22 protein-coding genes and 1 pseudogene are annotated in these 22839 nt (G+C 50.2%); 11 read left to right on the forward strand and 12 right to left on the reverse strand.

All coding sequences use genetic code 11. From position 1 onward, the window contains the following. The 12 genes from H5P30_RS04650 to H5P30_RS04705 form a co-directional block, all read right to left on the reverse strand. Nucleotides 1–364 (reverse strand): transposase (locus H5P30_RS04650; protein ID WP_185691791.1); only part of this gene is annotated, 364 nt, incomplete at its 3' end. Nucleotides 365–447: 83 nt separating this feature from the next. After that, nucleotides 448–789 (reverse strand): DUF3147 family protein, encoded by a 342-nt coding sequence (locus tag H5P30_RS04655; protein WP_185691905.1) that lies wholly within the window; start codon nucleotides 787–789, stop codon nucleotides 448–450. 87 nt (nucleotides 790–876) lie between these two features. Then, nucleotides 877–2691, reverse strand: a complete 1815-nt coding sequence (locus H5P30_RS04660) for a BCCT family transporter (RefSeq protein WP_185691792.1) — start codon at nucleotides 2689–2691, stop codon at nucleotides 877–879. A 190-nt stretch (nucleotides 2692–2881) separates the two neighbouring features. Then, entirely contained in the window at nucleotides 2882–3880 is a 999-nt protein-coding gene (locus H5P30_RS04665) for a class I SAM-dependent methyltransferase (RefSeq protein WP_185691793.1), read from the reverse strand. Nucleotides 3881–3884: 4 nt separating this feature from the next. Further along, nucleotides 3885–5087, reverse strand: coding sequence for an N-acetyl sugar amidotransferase (locus H5P30_RS04670; RefSeq protein ID WP_185691794.1), 1203 nt, complete (start codon nucleotides 5085–5087; stop codon nucleotides 3885–3887). Between the two features lie 11 nt (nucleotides 5088–5098). Continuing rightward, nucleotides 5099–5896, reverse strand: coding sequence for an imidazole glycerol phosphate synthase subunit HisF (gene hisF, locus H5P30_RS04675; protein ID WP_185691795.1), 798 nt, complete (start codon nucleotides 5894–5896; stop codon nucleotides 5099–5101). Nucleotides 5897–5898: 2 nt separating this feature from the next. Next, the gene (gene hisH / locus H5P30_RS04680; protein ID WP_185691796.1) at nucleotides 5899–6528 is read right to left on the reverse strand and encodes an imidazole glycerol phosphate synthase subunit HisH; all 630 of its coding nucleotides are present in this window, start codon (nucleotides 6526–6528) and stop codon (nucleotides 5899–5901) included. 17 nt (nucleotides 6529–6545) lie between these two features. Beyond that, on the reverse strand, nucleotides 6546–7622 hold the full coding sequence (locus H5P30_RS04685) for a putative sugar O-methyltransferase (RefSeq protein WP_185691797.1): 1077 nt from the start codon (nucleotides 7620–7622) through the stop codon (nucleotides 6546–6548). A 121-nt stretch (nucleotides 7623–7743) separates the two neighbouring features. After that, nucleotides 7744–8691, reverse strand: a complete 948-nt coding sequence (locus tag H5P30_RS04690; RefSeq protein ID WP_185691798.1) for a hypothetical protein — start codon at nucleotides 8689–8691, stop codon at nucleotides 7744–7746. 76 nt (nucleotides 8692–8767) lie between these two features. After that, nucleotides 8768–9775, reverse strand: a complete 1008-nt coding sequence (locus H5P30_RS04695) for an N-acetylneuraminate synthase family protein (RefSeq protein ID WP_185691799.1) — start codon at nucleotides 9773–9775, stop codon at nucleotides 8768–8770. A 19-nt stretch (nucleotides 9776–9794) separates the two neighbouring features. Continuing rightward, nucleotides 9795–10877 (reverse strand): polysaccharide pyruvyl transferase family protein, encoded by a 1083-nt coding sequence (locus tag H5P30_RS04700; RefSeq protein ID WP_185691800.1) that lies wholly within the window; start codon nucleotides 10875–10877, stop codon nucleotides 9795–9797. Between the two features lie 51 nt (nucleotides 10878–10928). After that, complete coding sequence (locus H5P30_RS04705) at nucleotides 10929–11636, reverse strand: cytidylyltransferase domain-containing protein (RefSeq protein ID WP_281387995.1); 708 nt, start codon at nucleotides 11634–11636, stop codon at nucleotides 10929–10931. 172 nt (nucleotides 11637–11808) lie between these two features. Between H5P30_RS04705 and H5P30_RS04710 the strand changes: the two genes are divergently transcribed. The 11 genes and pseudogenes from H5P30_RS04710 to H5P30_RS04755 all read left to right on the forward strand — a co-directional run bounded on the left by H5P30_RS04710 (nucleotide 11809) and on the right by H5P30_RS04755 (nucleotide 22771). After that, nucleotides 11809–12315, forward strand: coding sequence for a GbsR/MarR family transcriptional regulator (locus tag H5P30_RS04710; protein WP_185691802.1), 507 nt, complete (start codon nucleotides 11809–11811; stop codon nucleotides 12313–12315). 149 nt (nucleotides 12316–12464) lie between these two features. After that, the gene (locus tag H5P30_RS04715) at nucleotides 12465–13307 is read left to right on the forward strand and encodes an ABC transporter permease (protein ID WP_185691803.1); all 843 of its coding nucleotides are present in this window, start codon (nucleotides 12465–12467) and stop codon (nucleotides 13305–13307) included. Nucleotides 13308–13320: 13 nt separating this feature from the next. Next, nucleotides 13321–13869, forward strand: a pseudogene (locus tag H5P30_RS22415) (ABC transporter ATP-binding protein); the annotation flags it as partial. 108 nt (nucleotides 13870–13977) lie between these two features. After that, nucleotides 13978–14601: a hypothetical protein gene (locus H5P30_RS21975; protein WP_246459355.1), complete on the forward strand. Its 624-nt coding sequence runs from the start codon at nucleotides 13978–13980 to the stop codon at nucleotides 14599–14601. Beyond that, on the forward strand, nucleotides 14594–16435 hold the full coding sequence (locus H5P30_RS04725) for an FkbM family methyltransferase (protein ID WP_185691805.1): 1842 nt from the start codon (nucleotides 14594–14596) through the stop codon (nucleotides 16433–16435). The genes H5P30_RS21975 and H5P30_RS04725 overlap by 8 nt, the downstream gene beginning before the upstream one ends. Further along, a complete protein-coding gene (locus H5P30_RS04730; protein ID WP_185691806.1) occupies nucleotides 16432–17682 on the forward strand; it encodes a glycosyltransferase in 1251 nt (416 codons plus the stop codon). The genes H5P30_RS04725 and H5P30_RS04730 overlap by 4 nt, the downstream gene beginning before the upstream one ends. Nucleotides 17683–17882: 200 nt before the next feature. Next, entirely contained in the window at nucleotides 17883–18899 is a 1017-nt protein-coding gene (locus H5P30_RS04735; protein ID WP_185691807.1) for a GDP-mannose 4,6-dehydratase, read from the forward strand. A gap of 41 nt (nucleotides 18900–18940) precedes the next feature. Further along, nucleotides 18941–19876, forward strand: a complete 936-nt coding sequence (locus H5P30_RS04740) for a glycosyltransferase (protein WP_185691808.1) — start codon at nucleotides 18941–18943, stop codon at nucleotides 19874–19876. Nucleotides 19877–19914: 38 nt separating this feature from the next. Beyond that, nucleotides 19915–21123 carry a glycosyltransferase gene (locus H5P30_RS04745; RefSeq protein WP_185691809.1) on the forward strand — a complete coding sequence of 403 codons (1209 nt, stop codon included), beginning with the start codon at nucleotides 19915–19917 and terminating at the stop codon, nucleotides 21121–21123. 47 nt (nucleotides 21124–21170) lie between these two features. Beyond that, nucleotides 21171–21944: a sulfotransferase domain-containing protein gene (locus tag H5P30_RS04750; RefSeq protein WP_281388003.1), complete on the forward strand. Its 774-nt coding sequence runs from the start codon at nucleotides 21171–21173 to the stop codon at nucleotides 21942–21944. Continuing rightward, a complete protein-coding gene (locus H5P30_RS04755; RefSeq protein ID WP_185691811.1) occupies nucleotides 21941–22771 on the forward strand; it encodes a glycosyltransferase in 831 nt (276 codons plus the stop codon). The genes H5P30_RS04750 and H5P30_RS04755 overlap by 4 nt, the downstream gene beginning before the upstream one ends. Nucleotides 22772–22839: the final 68 nt, after the last annotated feature.

Raw genomic sequence — 22839 nt, forward strand, 5'->3', positions numbered from 1 at the left:
CCACCAGCGACTCTTCCACGCTGGACTCGCGGCGTTTGTAACGCTCGATGATCTGAGTCTCGAAGCTCGCTCCACGAAGCTTTGGGACCTTCAAGGTCACTTTGCCCGCTCCAGTCTCCAATCCCCGTTCATAATGTCCGCTGCGATGGGCCGAACGCTCTTCGCTGCGCTCATAGCGACCGGCATTGCACAGATGCTCCGCCTCGGCGTTCAAAAGGCCGTTCAAGGCATCCTCTACCGTTCCACGGACGAATCCGCTTAGGTCCTTCTTCAGATGATCGAAGTTGATGCGAACAACTTCACTTGCTTCGGCCTCCCGGCCTGTTACTGTCTCTTCAGGTGTCTTTTCGTTGGTCTCTTCCATGGCTGTTAGTTGTCGTTAACCAACTGCCTACCGGATAACCGGCGGAAAGGCACTCTTTTCAATTTTGCGAAACTTTTGGGACGTTACCGGCGGCCGATCATCCAGGTGGTCGCCCCGTAGCCTGCGGCGGTCACCAGACAGGAGATTAAAAGCGATACCCAGAAATGGACTCCGTTGCGGAGGAGAATGGGCAGAGCGATGAAGAACAGGAGGGAGGGGATGAGCAGCCAGAGGATGTCGGAGGTCAGGTTGGAGACTTTTGCAGTGTCTCCGGTATCGAGGTAGAGCCAAACGATTGCCAGCAGAGAGGTGAGTGGGAGGGGCGCAATGAGCGCTCCGAAGACACTCAATCTTTTGGCGATCTCGCTAACCGCAACGATGACGATTGCGGTTAGCAGGACTTTGACGGCTGCATAGAGCCTGATTCTCGCCCGCTAGCCTCCTCCCGGAAAGTCGCGTTGTCGACGCGATCCTTCCGGAGAGGGCTTGGCTCAATGGGCGGATGTTGGCGCTCAGGTATTCTTTGTTTCGGAATTGACCGTTTCAATGATCTCTTCCTGCGCAGTGGAGATAGCCTCATCGAGACGATGGTCGGCACGGACTTCGGTCAGCCTCTTCTGAACGGCTTCCTCGACATAGACCTCTTGGGAGAGGCCGATGTAGAGGGTATAGATGATACAGAGCAGGATCAGAGTGAACGGTAGGCCAGTCGTAATCGAGGCGGTTTGCAGGGTTTGTAAACCACCGCCGAGGAGAAGCACCGCGGCTAGGACACCTTCCATAATTGCCCAGAATACGCGTTGAGGAACGGGCGAATCAAGCTTCCCTCCCGAGGTGAGGTGGTCGACGACCAACGATCCGGAGTCAGACGAAGTGACGAAGAAGACGGTCACGAGGAAGATACCAATGATGGAGAGGATCGTCGTCATCGGGAAGGATTCCAGCATGGCGAAGAGTGCCGTGGAGACATCGTTGGAGACGGCACCGTAGATATCGGATACTCCCCCGGCTTGCAGCCAAATAGCCGATCCGCCAAAAACAGACATCCAGATGAAAGACAGCAAAGTCGGAACGAGAATTACACCGAGGATAAACTCGCGGACGGTTCGCCCTTTGGAAATGCGGGCGATGAACATGCCGACGAAAGGGGACCAGGAAATCCACCACGCCCAATAGAAGACGGTCCAGCCACCCTGCCAGTCACTACCGCGATAGGTCTCCGTCCACAGACTCAATTCCGGAAGGATGGTTAGGTAACTGCCGAGGTTCTGGGTGAACCCACTGAGAATGTAGATCGTCGGCCCGGCGATGAGGACGAAGATCATGAAGATCCCCGCGAGGCCCATATTGATTTCACTCAATCGCTTCACCCCGCCATCGAGTCCCGCGACCACCGACATGGTGGCCATTCCGGTGATGACGGCGATGAGCATGATCTGGATCGGAATGCTGATGCCGATTCCAAAAAGGTAATCCAGGCCGGCGTTAACCTGGGCGACGCCGAGTCCGAGGGAAGTGGCGAGGCCCGCCAGCGTGGCGAGAACAGAAAGGACATCGATGACGTTGCCCCAAAAACCGTAGATGCGATCACCGAGGATCGGGTGAAAGATGGAACGGATGGTGAGCGGCAATCCTCGATTGTAAGCGAAGAAGGCCAGACCGAGACCAACGATGGCATAAATCGCCCAAGGGTGAAGGCCCCAGTGGTAGAAGGTCGTGACCATGGCCGCTTCGGCGGCTTCCGGCGTGTTGCCCTCGACTCCAGAGAACATTGGCGAGGGTGAATCGTAGTGGTAAATGGGCTCGCCGACGCTCCAGAACATCAGGCCGATCCCCATGCCCGCACTGAGAAGCATAGCGTACCAAGCGGGGGTTGAAAACTCGGGCCGTGCTTTCTTGCCCCCTATCCTGACCCGCCCCAAGCGGCTAAAAGCGAAGTAGGCTGCGGCGGCGATGAAAATATTGGCGGCAAATACGAAGAACCATCCAAAGGTTGTCGCAATCCACTCCTTCATGTTGTCGGCCACTACATCGGCACGTTCATCGAAGAAGAGAATCGCGGCGATGAGGACGACCAAGACAATGACCGAAGCCCCAGTGACGTGAGGATGGATGTCAAAACCAAGTCCGCTCCAATTACGGTCTCCAGGCTCCCGGTTTTTTTTGTCCCCATCCAGAAGAGTGGCCGTCGGGCGAATCTGAAGCCCTCGGAATTTTTCTCTCTCGCGGATCGCTTTCTCGCGGGCGGTTTTTTCGGCTTTGCGCAGCTTTTCCGCCAGACTGCGTTTCTCGATGGATTCTTTACTCGGTCTTGGGTCAATACTCATGGGCTCGGAACTAATTTTTTAATGAGAAAGTTCCCTGCGCCTGAACAGCGGGACCCCGGGGCAGGTCCTGATCAGGTAGGGAGGGGGCAATAGGTTTGTTGGGCTAACTTATGACATGCCAGTCGCTTAAGTGCGAAAACTAAATTATCATTGAGGTCAATTGGCTGTGGAATTTTGAAGGAATGCGTCATTAAGAGGGCTTTCTTGCGACAAACCACATATGAGAGGATAGTTTTGCGGCTTTTATAAATTCTTGAAGTTTCTCAATCACGTCGTCGTCTGGATCGGGGAGTATTTGTTGGATGATAGGACAATCGATTTCGCTGGGATCATCGACTTGGTTGATGAGAAGATCGACATCGAGCTCGCCGGGAGTGGTGACTTCCAAAGGTTCAAGACCGCAATTTTTGAGCATAATCGCCATTGATTCCGGATTGAAGAGTGTGGTGTGCTCGTGGTCGAAACTGCTAAACTTCTCTTTGAGAAGTAGGCCTCCCAAGCTAATTCCATTAGGACATGAGCCGATGAAAATTCCGCCCGGTTTCAAGTATTCTGAGGTTTTCTTTACGAAAAGTGAGGGCTCAGAGAGGTGCTCGATCACTTCAAATGCGGCGATGACATCTGCTTGTCCTGTTGGATGGCTCAGCTCTTCAATGGTCTCTTCGTAAGTCTCAAATCCTTTCCGGCGGCAGGTTTCTGCGTGACCGGGAGTTGGCTCGACAGCGATGATATGATCGAAGAAATTCTGATCACGGATCGCTTCGCAGTAAATCCCGTAAGCGGCTCCTACCTCAAGCATTGTCCCACCCGATGATCCGTAGTGCTTACACAAAGCAACCGTTTGTTTTGCACGGGGAGTGAATATCTTATCTTTTCGGGTCTTCTCCGTTGCGGGGAAAATTACGGAGTTCCACACTTCGTAATTCTTGGACTGGCGATAAAACTGACCCAATAGTTCGGTCGAAGGACGTGGGTTTGTGAAATGAGTTTTGCAGTCAGCGCACTGGTGATAGATGAAGCCGTCTTTCCTTCCCCACTCCCCACTGTTGGAAGATCCGCATGCCGGGCAATTCGACTGAACAAATTGATCCAAGTGATCTAGGAGAAATTGTTTATCCGCTTCAACTGCCCATTTTTTCTGGGCCATCAGATCGGATGGTCGAATGTCTTCGGTTTTGAAGTTTGACATGGTTTTACTCCTTAAAATAGATCTCGGTTTCGCTCTCGGAAAGGTTCACCTGACCGTAAGATTTGACGTCTCCGCGTGGCGTTTGTTTGTGCCATTGATTGTCTTTGATCCACCAAACTTTGGGGCTTCTGAAGGTGTCCGCGATGTGATCAAACTCCTCTTCGGACATGCCAACATATTCGAGCCATCGATTGAGGTCTTTGCGTGGTTTGACGTGATCGTACTTTTCGACCATTTCTAGCGCCTTTTCCCGATCGAAGTAACCGGATCTGACATCTTTGCTACTGTGATCTGTGGCTCTCCCGTATCCGAATTTGATAAACTTCATGTAGTCATGGATCCCATTCTCATGCATGTCATCCAGGTTCGACATTCTTCGGTAGGTGCGTTCAAACGGTTGCTCTGATAGTTCAAAATCATACTTTTCGATCATTTCCTCCGTGTGCTTGTTGGGGTTCCAATCAAAGAAATTCCCAACGTAGAGGCCTATGGTTTTGCTATCTGCAAATTCATGATCGGAAGGCATTCTGAGCCAAGCGAGATCTTTTTCGTTCACGCCAGGTGTCTTCTCGACGATGTCTTTGATGGTGTAACCTCTCAGATCGTGTTCGTAAACGGTTCGTTTATTGTATTGAACGTAGTCGTTCATGTCGAACATGCCCGCAACGCTCCAAGTGATCTCTCCCCACAGGACCAGTGGAATCTTGAATCTAACGGCTACTTGCATGGGGAAAATCTTGATTCCGGCGTGGCAGTGCCAGTTCATATCTCCCATTAAACGGAAGCAGCTTTCGTTTAGCTTTTTTAGAACCTCTATGCTGGGTCCCATTACGATATGATCCGCTCCAAATTTGGATCTCATTCGGTCCAGATTTCTCTGGCCTTCTGGGAGGTAGTTGTTGCCGTGGTAGGTGACCAGTAGGGGTTTTAATCCGTATTCGATGGCTTTATCTACCTGAAAGTAGCTATCTTTGCCACCGCTGACGGGAACTACGCAATCATAGTTGGATTCGGATGTCGCTTTTGCTTGGGTTACGAGTTCTTTCCACTTGGCTTCGCGTTGTTCCCAGAAGGCGGGCGTGAGGCTATTCATCTCCTCTTGTAGTAGGCATGCACTACAGACTCCTTCGCGATTGAACGAGAGGTTGACTGAAACCGCTGGGTAGAGGCACCTCTTGCAATAGTGAATATTTGGTTTCTTGATCATCGTGAATAAGATTAAAGAATATGGTTGTCGTTGGAGAGAGCCTGGTGCCTCCTCACTGGATACTCTTTTTCGAAAAGGTATTTCCTGCATTCATGGACGCTGTTCTCTGAATGTTGGAAAATATTCGCGGCGGCTACAGCGCAGGCATCGGTTTCAGAGAGGACTGCGGCGAAATCTTCCCACTTTCCTGCTCCACCCAGCGCGATGACTGGGACGCTAACTGCATTTACGACACGATTGATCAAGTCAATGTCGAATCCAGACCCGGTTCCATCTCTCTGGATCGAGTTTATTAGGATCTCCCCGGCACCCAGTTTCTCAACCGCTCTGGCATGTTCGACCGGAGAGACTCCAGTGTGTGCGTGTCCACCTTTGAACACCTCATATTGCCCGTTCTCGGTCGGTTTTGCATCGATCGAGACGACCACACATTGGCTTCCGAACTCGGTGGCAATTTCACGGATGAGCTGCGGGTTGTCGAATGCTGCCGTGTTGAGAGTTATCTTGTCCGCACCGAGGCGAAGAAGTTCTCTTGCGCTTCGGAGATCTCTAATTCCACCTCCAAATGTTAGGGGGACGGAGCATTTTTCTGCGACTTTTTGAACGAGAACTTCAAGGTCTGCAGCCTCTGCAAAATCATCCTCTGGATCGGTAATATCGATGTAGATCAGCTCGTCGCTCATCCAGTTGCTGATTCGTTCGACTGCAGGAGTTGGGTTGCCTAAGATGTTGTACCTGGAAAATCTTCGGCTTTGAACAATCTTTCCGTCTCGAAGCAGTATGACTGGAATAATTCGTTTCTTCAGCATGATTAAACCTGCAGGAAGTTTCTTAGCAACTGTTGTCCGTTTCTCTGGCTTTTCTCGGGGTGAAACTGAACACCAAAGGTATTTTCTTTCTCAAAAGCGGCGATGAATTTTCTCCCGTATTCGCAGTGGCTGAAGGACGCATCCTTGTCCTCGCTTATGAACTGATAACTGTGGTCAAAGTAGAAATTTGACTCTTCCGGATCGATACCTTGGAAGAGAGTGGAATTTTTTTCGAAGAGAACATCATTCCATCCGATGTGAGGGAGTCTGAGGTTGAGTTGAGGTTCGACCGAGAGGAAATGATCGACACGACCTTTGACTTTTCCGAAACCTCTTGTTGGGGTGAATTCAGAGCCCTCTTCTGCAAGTATTTGCATGCCGACGCAAATGCCGAGGAATGGCTTTTTCCCTTCATCAATAGACTCTTTGATCGGATGAAAGAGTTCCAGTTCCTGAAGTCTTTTCATCGCTGAGCTAAATGCGCCGACTCCGGGGAGGATGAGGTGGGTGCAGTCGGTCGTTTGTTCAAACATCTGAACATGAACCATTGGGCAGTCTAGTTTTCGAACTGCGTTCCATACGGAGGAGAAATTTCCCGAACCGTAGTCAATGATTCCTACTTTAATACTCATGTTTGCTCGAGTGGGAGTTAACCTATCTTCTGGTAGAGGAATTCCCGATAATCACCATCGCGACCACTATGCTTTTGCTGGAATAAGTCGTAGTGCTTGTACAGGAGTTTGAATTGGTTTTCTGGTAGAGGGTATTGGGAGGCGGGAGTCCGCTCATGCCCCTCGTTGACGACGCCTTCTCGATCCATGTTGTTGTGGAGGAAGTAGTGGCGGCAGGATGTCGTGATTTTTTCGAGATATTTTTGAATGACGGGGAAGCTCATTTCGGAGAGACTGAAAGTGTTGAGAAAAACATCTACGCTGTTTGCGGGTAGATTATCAATGGACCAATTGGGGCAAAGAATAACGTCGTATTCTTCTATGGTTTTCTCCCAGTTGATTGACCCGCCTTCGTGGAGATAAATCTTTCGGTCCGGGAGAGTCTTGCTCAAATAATAGGCTCCAACGACAAGTGTTTCGGGGAGGTCAAAGTCGATGTAGGTGAACCGATCGGTACGCTTCATGAGGAAGTGAGCCATACCGCAGTAGCCTGCACCGATTTCGGCCACGACTGGCTTCTCGATATCGGCGGTCATTCCTTCAATTTGAGTGGCCAAGGCATGGTAGCGGAGGACTTTGGAGCCGATCAGTGTGCCGTTCCAGAGATAGCCCCACGGGTGCCCCACCTTCGGGATTTCTAGTTGCGAAAAATCGGATCCATACAGGTTGGACCAAATCATTAGGTCGTGGGCGAAGGTTTTTGCGTAGGAAATGCGCGCTTCTTTATTCTCAATGAGCTGTTTGTGTCCAGCGTACTGCTTGACTAGGACTCCTAGCTCGTTGCGCCAAAAATTGCCGAGGAGTTCCCCAAGTCGATCAGTGCCATCATCATAAAAAGCATCGTAGTGGGGCATCCGTTGATTGACGTGTTTCCTCCACTCGCCAGCGGGTTGGTAAATTTCCGGTTGGTTTTCCTGATGATCCTTGATGTTGCGATACATCCCTTTGATCCGTTGAAGAAGATCGGTATCTTCTTCGGCGCACTGGTTTTTTAGAGGTTTTAGTCCCTCCTCGAGTTGAGAAAGGTTGTAGAAGGGTTCTGATTCTTGGCTCATGGGAAAATTTTGAATTTGATGGTTATAGAAGTGCCCATTTGAAAGGTGGAGGGCAAGGTCTCAGTTTTTGACTGTTGTAGCGGCGCGGTTTTTTCTGAGCAGACAAACTTTTTGGGGCAAATCAGATGAGATCCAGTATCGTCTCGGCGATGGCTTTAGCGCCATTTTTCGGAATCACGTTTTGGGTCGATTTGTGCATTTCCAGCAACTTGACTCGGTTTGATCGTAGATCTCCCACGATATCGACCGCATCGCGTAGGCTTTTCTCGCCCGGAGGAAGCGTGATACAGGCGTTTAGTTCGGTAAGTTCTTCGAAAAGGTAGTTCCAGTTCTTTTTCTGGAGAATGTTGAGTGCGGGGATGCCGATATGAGCCGCTTCGTATGTGGTAAGACCTCCCGCGCACAAGACTATGGATGCGTTCTTGAGGACTCGCCACATGGATTCGTTTGACTTGATTAGGATGATCTCATGGCGGTTTTTAGCGGCGGTATCAATGAGGTCGGTATAGGAGTGCCGATAGGCGTTTCCGAGGGCGACCCAGATGACCAGCTTTTTCACGTTCTTTCCGAGAAGGTTGAGAAGCTGTAAGGTTCGGTTTGGTGCGTCTGAGCCTCCCATGCTGATCGCTACGGAGAGGTGATCCTCGTTTAGATGCTCTTCGTAGAGGCGGGTCGAGATAGGTTTTAGCCATTGTGGCAAAACCGAATACTTGAGCCCTTTGTGAATCGTCGGGAATTTTTTGAAATTTTTCCACGAGGGGGGTTCGACCGTGGTTCGATGGAATAGGTGATCCATCTGCTCAAGTTGATCGAAAATCGACGAGAGTGATACCTTCAGGGCACCTGTTGGTAGGCTCTCCAAGGCGGTTTCACTAATCGTCAGCATGTCGAAAACGATGAGTGAGGGGGAGCGCTTACGGATCATCGGAATTGCTGAGAACTCACTCTCAACCAGGTCCCATCGGACGTCTGAGTTTTCTAAGAGGTGAGTGCCGGAGGAGTCGCCGATGACGATCAGGCTGCTATCCGATGCGTGCTTGATATGATCAAGGACGAGTAGTGATCGCACGAGATGTCCAAGCCCGTCAGATTCGGACGCGCGGACCCAAAATAGGATGCGTGGAAGAACCTGCTTCTTCACGGGGCTATTTTGATTGCCAGAAGTGGTGTGGCTCGATCGGATCGTTGGCCTTCACTGCAGCGGAAATCGGTTTGCCGACAATTTGGTCGATGCTCTCTGCGGGCATTTGGTTCTGAGGTCTGACGATGAGAATGTCTTCGTCGGTGATGGTCTGGCCGGCGGGGATATCCCGGGCTGCATACAGTCCTCGTCTTGCTCGTTGACGGGTGTAATTCTCGGCTTCCCCAATTTTTGTGGGTTGATATTGAAGGCTTGCTTCGATCGCACGGATGGACGCGACATACTCTTTCATGACCTTGGGCTCTGCTGCGTGTTTGTGATCGAAACCGGAGAGGGTTCTATCCGTTGTGAAATGTTTTTCGATCCACGTTGCTCCAAGAGTTACTGCCGCACATGCCGCTTCGGAGGAGAGGGTGTGGTCCGAGAATCCCACGGCGGTGCCGAAAGCATGTTTCAAGGTGTTGATGAACGACAGGTTCGTGTCTTGTAGAAGGGAGGGGTATGCGGATACGCAGTGCAATAGCACGAGTTTTTCGCCCTCGATTCCCTCTTTGCTGAGGACATTGACGCTATTCTCAATGTCGGAAAGGGATGACATCCCAGTCGATACGACCATGGTCTTTCCGTATGCGGCGGCCTCCCGCAGGAAACGGACATTGTTTAGGTCGGAGGATGCGATTTTGAGATAGGGGCAGTTTAAGGTTTCGAGTAATTGAAGACCTTTCGAATCGAAAGCGGAAGCGGAGCAGGGGATGCCCTTTTGTTTGGCATCGGCAAAAATCTCGGTCCATTCCTCGTCGCTCAAGACGCCCTCTTGTCGAATCCGCAAGACCTCGGAAATATCATAGTGCCCATAGTGATATTTCGCCTGTCGGTATAGGCCTTCGGGATATATGATCTGGTATTTAACCGAATCGGCTCCGGAGTCGAAGGCTACTGTGTTGAGGTCTTTTGCCAGTTCGACAGAGCCGTTATAATTGCTGCCAGCTTCGGCGATGATATGAACTCCCATAATATTGTCTTCTCTAGGTTTAGGCGATGCTGGCGTACTCGCGCGCTTGTTGGGCGAAGTTTTTCATCGCAGCATCCTGCGTCTGTTTGATGCGGTCCCAGTGGGATTTCTCGGCGGCGGCTCTGCGCTCTGGAAGCTCGGTGAGTCTATCCAGCCGATCTTTCACGTCACTGAGGATGTTCTTTGATTTTACAATGTCTACATTCCAATCCTGGAAGCCGACGGTGTCCATTAGGCTGAGAGCTCTCTCATCGTAGCTCAGTTTGATAAAAGGCGTGTTGAGGGCCATGCAGGGGAGGGCTGAATGCACGCGATAGGTTATGTTCAGGCGGCAATTTTTCAGCATAGCCAAGTAGGCGTGAGGATCCGAGATGTAGACGTAGGGAACTTCATTGATGGAAGCTGCAAACGAAATGTCCCGATGGTCGTGACAGAGAAGGCGGATATCTTCGTGGCCCCGCTCCTTCAGCAGGGCGATGATGTTCGCAATATCTCCATGAACCTGGGTTTGCCGCTGGAGAGAAATATTCATCAGGGAAGGATGTCGGACACTGATTAGGGTGCAGTCTCGATCTCGATCTGCAACCGTGGGGAGTTTTGTCGTGATGCGCTCGAGGAAAATGGTCGGGCATCCTCCCAGCATTGTTTGCGAGAGTCCGATGGATTGAAGGTACTCGTGGGTTGCGATGTCACGGGCGAGAGAGAAATCTGCTCGTTCGCCCAGAGCTTTGAGAAGTTTATCCGACATCACGTCGGTTCGGTTCACCAAATTATCCTGACGGTTGTAGATTCTTCCACGGGAAAGGCTGAAAAGCATGAGAGGGGGTTCGAGGCTTTTGAGTGCGTCGATATTGATGTCCAGCTCTCCGTTCTCGTAGAGATTTCCTCCTCCCACGATGACTCCGTCGCCGTATTGGTTGATTTCGTGGATGGTTTTGCTGGTGAGACCACTGCGAACGCCGGACTCATATTTGGAGGTGGCGGGGACGGTGATTAGGTTTACGAAGCAGCCAAACGCTTCGTCAAGAGCGGCTTTTAGGCCGAGGTAAATCACGTCGTTGCCGACATTGAATCCAATCGGGCGGATGCAAAAGATGTTCATATTAGTTCTGTATCAATCTAGTGATTTTTATCGTAAGTATTTCCGCCGGAATCATTTGTTTTCATTGCTAGAGGGGCGAATGAGGTCGAGGGTTTGCGCGTCAATGACGCTCGTATTAGCTTCTGCTAAAAGGCCTTCGATCCTGTCCATGTCGGAGGCAATATCGATTGTCAACTGAGTTTCAGGACTGGGGTTTTGCAACGGTGGGAGGGTTGCTAATCTAATTTTCTCTATGTTCTTGTAGAGAAATGAGGTGACGTGCTCGCGTTCTGCAGAGGGGATTTGTGGCAGCAGATCTGCGAGTTTTTCCAGTCTAATCCATTCGACTGCGATGCCGTAAGGAAAGGTTCTTGGGATTAGGTTGGTCACCAAGTCGGCACGAGTTTCGTTGGCAACGTTCCATCCCTCATCGATCAGGGCTGCGTCGGGGAAGGGTGAGTCTCCGTTTATTCTCGCGGCGTAAGTGAGTTGGTAGCTGTTTCCGGCCGATAGAAATCGTTGTGTCACGTTTTCTACCTCTTCTGGGGAGCCTCGATAGACCTGGCCGCCGATATTCTCAAAATGTTGAACGAGAGGGCTGTCGCAATCGCGGGATGTGGTGGCCAGGACTATCTCGTCCAATGAACGGCATTTTCTCAGTCGCAAGTAAATGGCTTCGACGAGCGGGATCCCGTCTATGGGCTTAAGAACCTTCCCAGGAAGGCGAGAGGAGTCCATCCGGGCTAAAATGATGGCACCTCGTGTCTTAGATTTCTCCATGTAATTGTTCTCGAATTGAGGATTCGGGTAGCTTGGCTTGCAACGTTAATTTGCGATTGGTCCGGTCACCGAAGGGCTTCAACCTCATGGACCTTGGCGAGAAAAATCGGATTGTTCAATTCTATCCTTTACTTATTTCAGAAAAAAATGAAACAATTGAAAAGTGTCGGAAATGGACTCGAGTACTCAAGGGAAGCTGACCTTCAATCCACTGCAGGGGGAGATGGTGGACTTTATGGTGCGTTTGTTCCGATTGATGGGTTTGCCAAAGACAATTGGCTCAATCTACGGGCTTGTGTACGCGAGTCCGCGACCGGTTTCGATGGACGACCTGACCCAGGCTTTGGGGATCAGCCTTGGCTCGGCGAGTCAGGGTTTGCGTACTCTGAAGGTGTTTCGGGCTATTCGTCCGGTATACACTCAGGGAGAGCGTCGAGAGCACTACGAAGCGGAGACAGATTTTCAGCAGTTTGTGGGAGCTTTTCTGAAGGGAGAGCTTGAGCAATATATCGAAAATACCGAAAAACGGACTGAGCGGATGATCGGCCACCTGAGGGCGCTCCCTGAGGATTCGGATAAAGATTTTTATGAAGATCGTGTAGGACGATTGTCATCAATGAACGAGCGTGCTCGGCAGATTTTGCCACTGCTCCATGAGGTCTTCAACTCGGGCGAATAGGAATAGGGCTGCGGCGTTTTGGCCGCGTACGACTGGATTCATTCCCCGTGTGGGTTTGATCGTCCAGGGGCGGTAGCGTGGCTATTTGCAGCAAATTTATTGGGGGATTGAGGTTCTGCGCTTCGATCAGTTTGTAGGAATTTGAATAGATGAAACCTGTTATATACACGCCGGATTCGCCATTACGGCGTCCAGTCAACATGATTGCTGAATTCTTCCGTGAGATTGTCTCTTTGCGGGAGTTGATTTGGGCTTTGTTTGTTCGAGATATTAAGGCGCAATATCGTCAAAGTTTTTTCGGATATTTGTGGATTATCGCCCCGGCTGTTGCGACCTCGGCGGCTTGGTTTTTCTTGAACTCCCAAGGAATTGTTCGGGTGGAGGAAACCAAGATGCCCTATGCCATTTTTGTGTTGGTCGGGCAGGTTCTTTGGGGCGCTTTCAGCACTTCCCTTCTTATGCCTCTTAGTGCTTTCCAAGCCTGTCGTCCAGTTGTCATGAAACTGAAGGTCGCCCCCGAGGCATTTCTTATCGCCTCCCTGGGGAAGATCTTTTTCGACCTTTTCGTTCGAGTCCTCTTCCTCATTTTGATCCTTCTGATATTCGGTATAGGTTTTTCTTGGGGAAGTCTTATTTTTCTCCCTATTTTATTGGCTTTGTGCTGGCTGGGGATGGCAATTGGGTTGTTCTTCGTTCCCGTTGGATCTCTGTTTCAAGATATTGGACAGGCGTTGACGATGTTAGTCCCTTTCGCAATGTTCTTGACCCCCGTAGTCTACCCAGCCCCGGAAGAAGGGTTTGCTGGGGCTCTGATGACATGGAATCCGGTTGCTCCTTTTGTTGAGGCGGGTAGGGATTGGCTCATATTTGGTCAAGCCGGATACTCGGAGCTTATAATCGGACTATTTATTTCTTCGATCTTTCTCTCAATTGCGGGCTTTTTGGTTCTGCGTGTCGTGCGCCCCCGTCTAATTGAGCGGATGGGAATGTAGCAGTAATTTATTCATGTCGGAAGAATCCCTCATATCCTGTGAAAATGTCAGCAAGCGGTTCTGCCGTGATTTTCGACGATCCCTGGTTTACGGCTGTGCTGATTCGGTAAGAGACTTGGTCGGAATTGGCTCTGAGATAAAATCAGATTCATGTCTGCGAAAGGACGAATTTCTTTCGGTCAAAGATGCCTCGTTTGAGCTTAAGCGTGGAGAGTCGTTGGGACTCATTGGAAGAAACGGTGCGGGAAAGACGACATTGCTGAAGATTTTGAATGGCTTGATCAAGCCGGATGCTGGGAAAGTAACGGTGCGGGGTCGAGTGGGGGCGCTGATAGCTCTTGGCGCGGGCTTTAATCCGTTGCTGACCGCTCGCGAAAACATCATGGTCAACGGAGCGATATTGGGTCTTTCTCGTAAGAGAATTCGAGAGGTTTTTGATGATATCATTTCGTTTGCGGAAATCGAGGAATTTGTGGATTCACCCGTTCGAACACTTAGCTCGGGAATGACGGTCAGGCTCGGATTTGCGATAGCAGCACACATGGAACCCGATGTCCTCCTGATTGACGAGGTTCTTGCTGTGGGGGATTTATCGTTTAGGAGAAAGTGTCTTCGCTTTGTGGAGGGATTTCGGGAAAATGGGGGAGCATTTATTTTGGTTACCCACAATTTGAACCAAATTCTCTCCAGTTGTAAGAATGCGATTCTGCTGGAAAAAGGGAGTGTAGTGGCCAGTGGTCCGTCGGTCGAGGTGGTCAATCGTGCGATCGGTCTCCAGTTTTCGGAAAAATCGGCTTCGCCTGGACAGAGGCTCAAGACTGTTGAAACAGAGAATAAATCGGTGGCGATCATTTCAGCAGGTCTTTTTTCTGGGGATGGAGATGATCCGGTGTGTGGAAGAGAGGCCGTTGCTCAAATTCGAGTGAGGAGTCGCTTGGATGCGGACGACGTTACGTGGGCCCTTTACATTTGGTCTGATGATTTTTCGAGAAGACTACTCTCGTTGCAAAGCAGTGATTTTGAAAAAGTAGATACAATTCGTGCAGGTAGTTCATATGAGTTTCGCTGCAGGCTTCCGGTTTTCCCTCTGGCGCCGGGTCGATATGGCCTCCGGTTTTCCATTCACGCACATGGAGAATTGCAGGATTCCGTGGGTTATGAAGATGATTGGATTTGGACCCACATTCGTCCTGCCAGTGTTTCTACTCAGGAAGTTCGTCGCGCGGCAGTTGGGGATTTGGTTTGGGCGGATTGCCTGTGGGAAGAAGCAAAGGCTATGGAGTTAGATGAATAGTAATAGCCGCAATCAAAGTTTTGCTCACTCCATCGCCTTTCAAAATGGCCCTGAGTTCGCGTTGCCATCGATTGAGCGTGTCGAAATCCGCAATCAATCGGACTACTATGGTGCGTCGAGTCAGTTTTTGAGTCATGCTGGGCGGAGCGCGAAAAGCTGGAAACTTGATTGGCTGTGGCAGCATGGGTGGATACCGAGGTTTTCTTTGGTAGATCCACTGGTCATCACTTCGACCATTAAAGGATTGGAGCAAGACAAACCCTGGTTCGTTTCCGTTGCTGAGGAGAAGGAATTCTTTTTGAAAAATGGGTTTGAGAAAGTCGAATCCGTCGGGCTTCCGATTTTGTATGCGAACACTCCTGAGGTTCCGCGAATTGGTGGTTCTCTGCTAGTCATGCCGATCCACTCGTCGCCTTGGGCGGAGTTGCCTCAGAGATTTAGGGAATTCGTTGGAATGGTTCACGAATTGAAGCCGTATTATTCCAAAATTGTTTTCTGTCTCCATGAGAGCTGTCTTGATAACGGTCTTTGGGTCAACGAGCTTCGTGAATTTGATATTCCGTTTGTTTTGGGAGCTTCCGTTTCCGATAGGAACTCTTTGGTGAGATCTTCTCTACTTTTTAAACAATTTGAAACGGTATTGACGAATGGTTTTGGATCCCATTTGCCCTATGCGTCCGCCTTTGGAGCAAAACTTTCCATTTTTGGTGATTATCCGAAGATTGATCCGAATAGCCTTCAAAATGAGCCATTCTACAAAAAATTTCCTCATTTGCTGAAAACCTATCTTCCACTTTGTTCGGAAGAGAATATTCGAGAAAAGTTGAACTTTCTTTTTTGCGAACCCCGCGACGCCAAAATGCATGTTGAATGGGGAAGGCAGCAAATCGGGTGGCAGAATAAGCTGAGCAAAAAATCGGCAAGACAGCTATTAACGCGAAGGAGAGAATTTGTCTTCGATCCTGCAGAACTCAAAAGGAAAACAAAAAGCTACACTTGGAAGGGAATTCAACTCCTTCCAGAACCGGTTGAGAATAAGGTCTCATCTTTTCTTTCGAAGGCTTACCGGGACGAACGGAAGAACCATGAACAGATGGAGGCCTTGAAGACATCAGAGCGCTTTGTTCCGGGAACTGTGAAGATCGATGGTCGTTCTTGGAACTATGCCGATGCTCAGTCCTTTTATCATGCATATCAGGCGATATATCGGCAGCGCTGCTTTGATTTGCGTTTGGATTTAGTCGATCCACGAATTATCGATGCGGGAGCTCATGTAGGAATGGCATCCCGTTTCTGGAAGGAGGAGTTTCCGAATGCGGATATCGTTGCGATTGAAGCAGACGGAGATCTTATCCCGCTAATTGAGAAAAACTTGGATGGTTTGCCAGAGCCGAAGCCCGCAGTTCTTCATGCTGCTCTTTGGACTGATTCGAAGGGTGTAGAGTTTGAGGTTCAGGGTGCCGATGCGGGTCATATTCTCGCAGGCAAACCTGCAAAGGGATTTCATTTGAGAGTGCCCTCGATTGCTCTGATTGAGGTGGTCGGTGATAAGAAAGTTGATTTCCTCAAAATGGATATTGAGGGGGCAGAGGGAGAAGTCCTTCGAGCAGGAAAAAGTGGACTTCGATGGGTGGACCGTATCTTCGTAGAATATCATTCGTGGCCCGATCAGCCTCAGAGTCTGGCTGAAATTTTATCGATTCTCCGGGATGCCGGTTTTCGAGTGTGGATGAACAGTGAATATTCTCCACGTCGTCCATTTGTGAGCAGACCTACTTCACATGGAATGGATCTTCAGCTGAATATTTCGGGGATCAAAGAGGATTTGCTTTGAGAATCCTGCATGTCGCGAACCAGGATGTCGGCGGCGCGGCGCGAGCCATGCTGCGACTTCACGAAGGTCTGCTGAGCCAAGGAGAGGACTCCCACGTCTTAGTGGCGAAGAAAAAGATGGCCTTGCCCAAAGTCGAGGAGTGGAAGGGCTCTATGAATCCCGTATCCAGAGTGCAACGCCGATCCCGAAGATGGTGGCTGGACTGTTGTGCACAGATGCGTGAGCGAAATCAACCCGTCGGCTTCGAATTGTTTACGGATGACCGAACCCGTTTCGGGGATCACATTGTTGACGATTTAAACGAGTTTGACCTCGTGAATTTTCATTGGATCTCTCAATTCGTTGACCATGCCAAGGTTTTTCCCCGATTGAAGGTCCCTGTGGTTTGGACCCTTCACGATCAGAACCCATTTACTGGCGGCTGTCATTACGATTTCGGATGTGAGAGATGGCGCCAAGGGTGTGGGTCTTGTCCTCAGCTAGGTTCAGATTCCGAACGAGATTTTTCGGCCAAGGCCTGGCTCCGGAAAAAGGAGGTCTATCAACGAGTTGGAGAGGGGATGCATATCGTGACCCCGTCAGAATGGCTGGGGAAACTGGCGCAGGAAAGTCCTTTGTTGGGATCCCATCCAGTCCGGGTCATCCCCTATGGAGTTCCAACAGATATCTTTCACCCCGGAGGACGAAGTGGGTTGCGATCAGCTTTCAAAATTGGAGACATGGATCGGGTCATCTTGTTTGTTTCGGATAATTTGAACAATCGGCGAAAAGGTTTTCAGGTACTTCGAGACGCTTTGAGGGCGCTGAGGCCTCGCACGGGAAGTCGAGTGGTCGTCTTGTCGGTCGGGGTCGGTTCTGAGAATGACCTGGGGGAGTTTGAGCATCACCACCTCGGAACGCTCAGAAAAGAAGAGCTTGTCTCGGCGGCTTTTTCGGCAGCCGACATTTTTGTGGCTCCTGCCTTGCAGGACAATTTACCGAACACATTGCTTGAATCTCTTGCATGCGGAACTCCAATTGTTGGATCGCGAAGCGGCGGTATTCCCGATGCCGTAAGACCGGGAAAGACTGGATGGCTTTTTGATTCGGGAAGTTCTCATTCTCTTCATGACGTGCTCGCAGAGGCTCTGAGCAGCGAAGAATTGCTCGACATGAGAAAGGAGTGCCGAGAAATGGCCCTGCAGCGGTACTCCCTAGAGGTTCAAGCCAGAAAGTATATTTCTCTATATAACGAGATTCTCCCTTGAGGAAGGTAAGGAGTTGAAAAACGGGCAACGGGACCATCTAAAAGCCGGATTACGGTCTAGTGCGAGTTCTCTCTCAAGGAATTCAGTGCTTTGTCTCATTGCCTCTGATTGATATCGAGATAGGTTGTAAATTGAAATCCGAAGACGCTGTGAATTTTCGAAGTGCAGACAAATCGGGAGAATTGTCACATGCTTGACCAATGAAAACTGCCCTAATCACTGGTATCACTGGACAAGACGGATCCTATCTTGCGGAGTTCCTTCTCGGCAAAGGATACGAGGTGCACGGAATCGTTCGGAGGGCGAGCATGTTCAATCGTTCCCGCATTGAGCATCTGCGTGCTGATCCTGAAATTTACGGAAAGCGTCTGTTCCTGCATTACGCAGATCTTCAGGATGCCACTCCTCTGCGGCGGATTCTCCAGAAGAGCGCTCCAGATGAGATCTACCACTTGGCGGGGCAGAGTCATGTGGGGCTGAGTTTTGATATTCCGGAATCGACGGTTCACGAGGTAGCGACTGCTACCTTGTCGATCCTCGAAATCTGTCGCGACCTTCCGAAACTCCCACGGTTCTATCATGCATCGTCGAGTGAAGTATTTGGATCACCCGACGACTCTCCCCAGACGGAAAGAACGCCATACAGACCCGAGAATCCTTATGGATGTTCAAAGGCCTTTGCGACGCAGATGGTCCGGGTTTACCGGAAAGCTCACGGGCTCTTTGCCGTTTCCGGTATCGCTTACAACCACGAGTCGAGTCGCCGGGGGGAGAATTTTGTAACGAAGAAGATTGTTCGCTCGGCGGCCGAGATTGCGAAAGGAGGATCGCAACCTCTGGTGCTCGGTAATCTGGATTCCGAACGCGATTGGGGATTTGCCCCAGAGTATGTTGAGGCAATGTGGTTGATGTTGCAGCATGAGGTTCCACAAGACCTGGTTCTGGCGACGGGTTCGCCTTGTTCGGTTCGTTCATTTACCAAGGATGCCTTCGCTGCCGCAGGAATTCAGGTGGCCTTCGAAGGGGAGGGTGAATCGGAGATCGGCAGAAATGAATTGACGGGAGAGACAATCGTGCGGGTCAGTCCGGAGTTTTTCCGTAAGATCGATACGACACGATTGGTAGGGGATCCTCAAGCAGCTTTGAATGCGATTGGATGGAGGGCGCGCACCATCGGTGGGGATGTCGCTCGCAAGATGCTTCTGGCCGAGATGTAGGATCACTTGAGATAGCCTTCGAAAACATCTATTCCACTCTCGTGAAACCCAGTATCTCTATTGTCACACCGACGTACCAATCGGGAGAGTATTTGGAAGCGTGCATTCTTTCGATCAAAGCGCAGAAGTATCCAAATCTTGAGTATATTATCGTCGATGGAGGGAGCACTGACCAGACTGCAGAGATCGTTGGACGCCATCGGGACGTGGTGACTCATTTTATTTCGGAGCCGGACAAAGGAATGTATGATGCCATCAACAAAGGATTTGCTTTAGCAACCGGAGAGGTTCGGTGCTGGTTGAATTCCGATGATAGCTATTTCTCGGGGGCACTTTCAATGGTGGGAGAGATTTTTCAGACGTTTCCGGATGTTTATTGGATTACCGGGTTTCCCGCGATTTCCACGAGAGGGGTGGTTACGAGTGTAGGGGGAGGGGTGTTTCCGAGGGAGTGGATCCGAATGGGACTCTGCAATGGGAAGGCGCTCCCTCACATTACCCAGGAGACCGTTTTCTGGCGGCGGGAATGCTGGGATACTTTTGGTCCAATTCCCTCTGATCTCAAACTTGCGGGTGATTTTTGGCTTTGGCAGCGATTTTCCGAGAAGTGGGATCTTGTTTTCGTGAAAGTGTTATTCGCGAGTTTTTGCCGCCGCAGTGGGCAGCTCTCGGATCGCGGGCGAGAAGAATACGAACGGGAAATGAACCAGATTGTAGAAGAAAGAGTAGTGGGGGCTCTTGATCGTAGGAGAATGCGTCTTCGTCTAATTGGAAGACTCTGGTGGATTCTCAGATGGATTCCCAAGGCGAAAGGGCTGATCCTCCGGGCGCTTGGCTCCGGGGCTACGTCTATGCCGATGTTAACTTACTCGCTGGAAAATGGTTGGCGTAGGCGCCGGATTTATCTGGGCGAGGAGCGGACCTTGGTAGATAAGATTTTTTCCCGAATAAAGAATGTCGAACTGGGTAAGTCCTGAAATGGCGATGCAATCGAACCGAAGAATACTAACCGTCGATGCCATCGTTTAATGAACGTGGCCAATCGGGGCGTGATCTGGTTATTATTGATTGGGGATGTGGAGGGCATTCCCGAATGTATCTGGAGAAAATCGTATCTGCATTGGTTCCGGTGTGTGACCGAATTGTGGTTCTCTCGGAGTACGAGCAGGAACTGAAGTGCTTTATCGATTCGCGGTTGAGCGATGAAAAAACGGTCCAGGTCGGCAGCATCTCTTTTGCGAATTGGAAGACCCGTTTCCTTCCTCCCCGCCTATGCTCTCGTGTGGGGGCTTTCGTTAGTGGTTTGCAAACGCGGAGAAAGATTCGGAAACAATTTGGTTCTTCTCGAAATGCCCGGATATTCTTTCCCCGGATTGCTGAGTGGGAATCGATCTATCATCGTTGGTTTTGTGCGGGATTAGGGATTCCTTGGTCGGGCCTGATCATAAACTTCAAGGGGCTGCGTGTTGAAGGCGCGGACATGAGTATTCTTCGTAACTTCAACGAGCGGAAATGTCTTGGTGTTCTAACCTTGGATGAGAATCGCACAGAATGGCTATCAGAGAGAGTTTCGGGAAAAATTGTCGGATTCCTGGCGGATGTTTCGGAGACCGATTGGGACCCGGCGAGTGCCTTGGCTTCGGAAATTCGAGAACGGGCTCGAGGGCGCAAGGTTATCCTTTTGATCGGACTGTTGAGTCCGAAAAAGGGAGTGATCAACTTTGTTAAAATGGCTCTTGAGACTGAGGACGAAAATCTATTTTTCGTCCTCGCCGGAGAATTAAATGCGGACTCTTTCAATCAAGAAGAACAGCGACTTCTCTTCGAGAAATTTGTGCGAAGAGATCATTGTTTTCTCCACGGAGATGCACTTGTGTCGGAAAATGAGTATAACGCCGTCTTTCGATTGGCTTCAGTTGTCTGTATCGCTTATCGGAATTTTAGCGCTAGCTCGAATACATTGACCAAGGCAGCCTTCTTTGAGATTCCGGTGGTTGTGGGGCGAGGATTCCTATTGGAGGAAAGAGTCACAGAATATGGCCTTGGTGAAGTCGTCGATGAGCACGACCCGCTTGCGATTCTTGCGGCTGTCAGAAGACTTGCAGAGGGAGGTCTCGAGAAAAAAACATCGGACTGGGAAAGATTTCAGAAAGAGTTTTCCAATGACGCCTTTACGCATCAATTGAGGAGTTTCATTACGAGTGTTTTTTCAAAGAATCGATGAAGACCGTTAAGAACAAACGCTGGAAACAGGTGACAGCGCCTTTCCGAATGTTGCCTACTTTTTTCATCCCAGGGGAGGCGAAGTGTGGAACGACTTCTTTGTTTCGATATCTTTCAATGCATCCGGAGGTTTTCCCTTCCGATGTCAAAGAGCCGAATAATTTCTGGCAGTATGGATCGAGTCCTCTCTGGTGTCGTCAGCACTATCCGTTTAGGACGACATCATTTCTTCGGAAATTATCAGGGAAGCGAACGGTTACGGGGGAAGCGTCGCCGGAGTATCTGTCGAAAGTCTCAGTCCCTGCGTCGATCGCGGAACTCTGCCCCGAACCGTTTCTCATTTTTCTTTTCAGGGATCCGGTCGAGCGCGCTTTCTCCGATCACCATATGCTGGTTAAGGCTGGTGTCGAGACTGTGCCTTTTGAGGAGCGAGTGGAGCAATCCCTCGCTTGGATTCGTGACCCTGGAATGGCGGAAGTACTTGAGCGATTGAACGAGCTGGAGCACCATCCGGCACGGTACCTCCTCCGGGGAGCCTATCTTAAGAATCTTGGCCCGTGGCTCCGTCGTTTTTCGCGGGAGAGGATGTTATTTATCGAGAGCGAGAGTTTCTTCGCTGATCCGGGAGTAGAGGTAAACCGTACGCTTAAATTTCTGGGACTCTCCCCCTTGGAGAATCAGGAATGGCCTGTTTTCAAAAAAGGACGGGACAAACAGCCGATCGATCCCGAGATTCGGAAAAGACTCGATGAGTATTTTGCCCCTTTGAATCGTGAGCTTTATAACTTCTTGGGGGAAGACTGGTCCTGGCCCGCCTCATGACTCCGGCTACGCAGAAAAGGTTTCGAGTGATCGGGATCGTTCTCGCTCGGAACGAGGATATTTTTATTCGGACCGCGATAGAGAACATTGTTCCGGCGTGTGACGAGATTCTCGTATTCGATCATGGTTCCTCGGATGGAACCGTCGCGATTATCAAGGATCTCGCTGCCAGGGAGTCCAAGATCGAGTTCCTATCCATTCGGAGTCCGGAGGAGTCTCATCGCGCGATTGAAAAATTTGCCGGAAGTGCAACCTGGATTTTTGCCGTAGATGGAGACGAGATCTACGACCCAGGACGCACGAAAGAATTTTGTGATCGTCTGAGAATGGGTGAATTTGCGGAGTACTTCCAGTTGAGAGGAAATGTTTTGCATGTAGATGAGAGGTCAGAGGGCGAATACCGCGGGTTTCTGGCACCTCCGAGCCGCCCGATGACGAAGATGTTTAACTTCTCGCTTCTTGAGAGCTGGACGGACGGGTTTGAGCGTTTGCACGGAGGAAAGCAGGTATTTAAGGCTCCGGATCAACCGGTGCGACGGCTGGCGATTTCAGACCAGTATGATTTTGCGGAATCGCCGTTTCGCTGTCTGCACATGGTATTTCTCAAACGGAGTTCCCGGGAGAAATCCGATCAGGGACCACGGCTGAATATTGCGGACGATGTCAGCGCTCGTTTTGGCGAAAGGTGGAAGCGAAAAATAAAGAAGTTTTTAGGCTTACGGTTGAGTTCCCCCGGTAAGTTGAAGAATTACCGTCTTGGTGATAAGGTGACGGTAGTAGATCCGGCGTTTGAGCTAGGATCGCCAAGCCGGAAAAAAGAGAATTGATGGATATAAAGAAGAAGAGTCTTCCTCAAAGGATAATTAGAAAATTCGGTCTCTACCCAGAGTTCTGG

This window comes from Puniceicoccus vermicola (assembly GCF_014230055.1).
In the GTDB taxonomy this organism is placed as follows: domain Bacteria; phylum Verrucomicrobiota; class Verrucomicrobiia; order Opitutales; family Puniceicoccaceae; genus Puniceicoccus; species Puniceicoccus vermicola.

Coding starts and splice junctions, on each gene's coding strand:
- H5P30_RS04685 (WP_185691797.1), bottom strand. CDS start 7,622: ATGAGCCAAGAATCAGAACCCTTCTACAACCTTTCTCAACTCGAGGAG.
- hisH (WP_185691796.1), bottom strand. CDS start 6,528: ATGAGTATTAAAGTAGGAATCATTGACTACGGTTCGGGAAATTTCTCC.
- H5P30_RS04695 (WP_185691799.1), bottom strand. CDS start 9,775: ATGGGAGTTCATATCATCGCCGAAGCTGGCAGCAATTATAACGGCTCT.
- H5P30_RS04705 (WP_281387995.1), bottom strand. CDS start 11,636: ATGGAGAAATCTAAGACACGAGGTGCCATCATTTTAGCCCGGATGGAC.
- H5P30_RS04755 (WP_185691811.1), top strand. CDS start 21,941: ATGACTCCGGCTACGCAGAAAAGGTTTCGAGTGATCGGGATCGTTCTC.
- H5P30_RS04750 (WP_281388003.1), top strand. CDS start 21,171: ATGTTGCCTACTTTTTTCATCCCAGGGGAGGCGAAGTGTGGAACGACT.
- H5P30_RS04710 (WP_185691802.1), top strand. CDS start 11,809: ATGGACTCGAGTACTCAAGGGAAGCTGACCTTCAATCCACTGCAGGGG.
- H5P30_RS04700 (WP_185691800.1), bottom strand. CDS start 10,877: ATGAACATCTTTTGCATCCGCCCGATTGGATTCAATGTCGGCAACGAC.
- H5P30_RS04745 (WP_185691809.1), top strand. CDS start 19,915: ATGCCATCGTTTAATGAACGTGGCCAATCGGGGCGTGATCTGGTTATT.
- H5P30_RS04670 (WP_185691794.1), bottom strand. CDS start 5,087: ATGATCAAGAAACCAAATATTCACTATTGCAAGAGGTGCCTCTACCCA.
- hisF (WP_185691795.1), bottom strand. CDS start 5,896: ATGCTGAAGAAACGAATTATTCCAGTCATACTGCTTCGAGACGGAAAG.
- H5P30_RS04665 (WP_185691793.1), bottom strand. CDS start 3,880: ATGTCAAACTTCAAAACCGAAGACATTCGACCATCCGATCTGATGGCC.
- H5P30_RS04715 (WP_185691803.1), top strand. CDS start 12,465: ATGAAACCTGTTATATACACGCCGGATTCGCCATTACGGCGTCCAGTC.
- H5P30_RS04725 (WP_185691805.1), top strand. CDS start 14,594: ATGAATAGTAATAGCCGCAATCAAAGTTTTGCTCACTCCATCGCCTTT.
- H5P30_RS04735 (WP_185691807.1), top strand. CDS start 17,883: ATGAAAACTGCCCTAATCACTGGTATCACTGGACAAGACGGATCCTAT.
- H5P30_RS04660 (WP_185691792.1), bottom strand. CDS start 2,691: ATGAGTATTGACCCAAGACCGAGTAAAGAATCCATCGAGAAACGCAGT.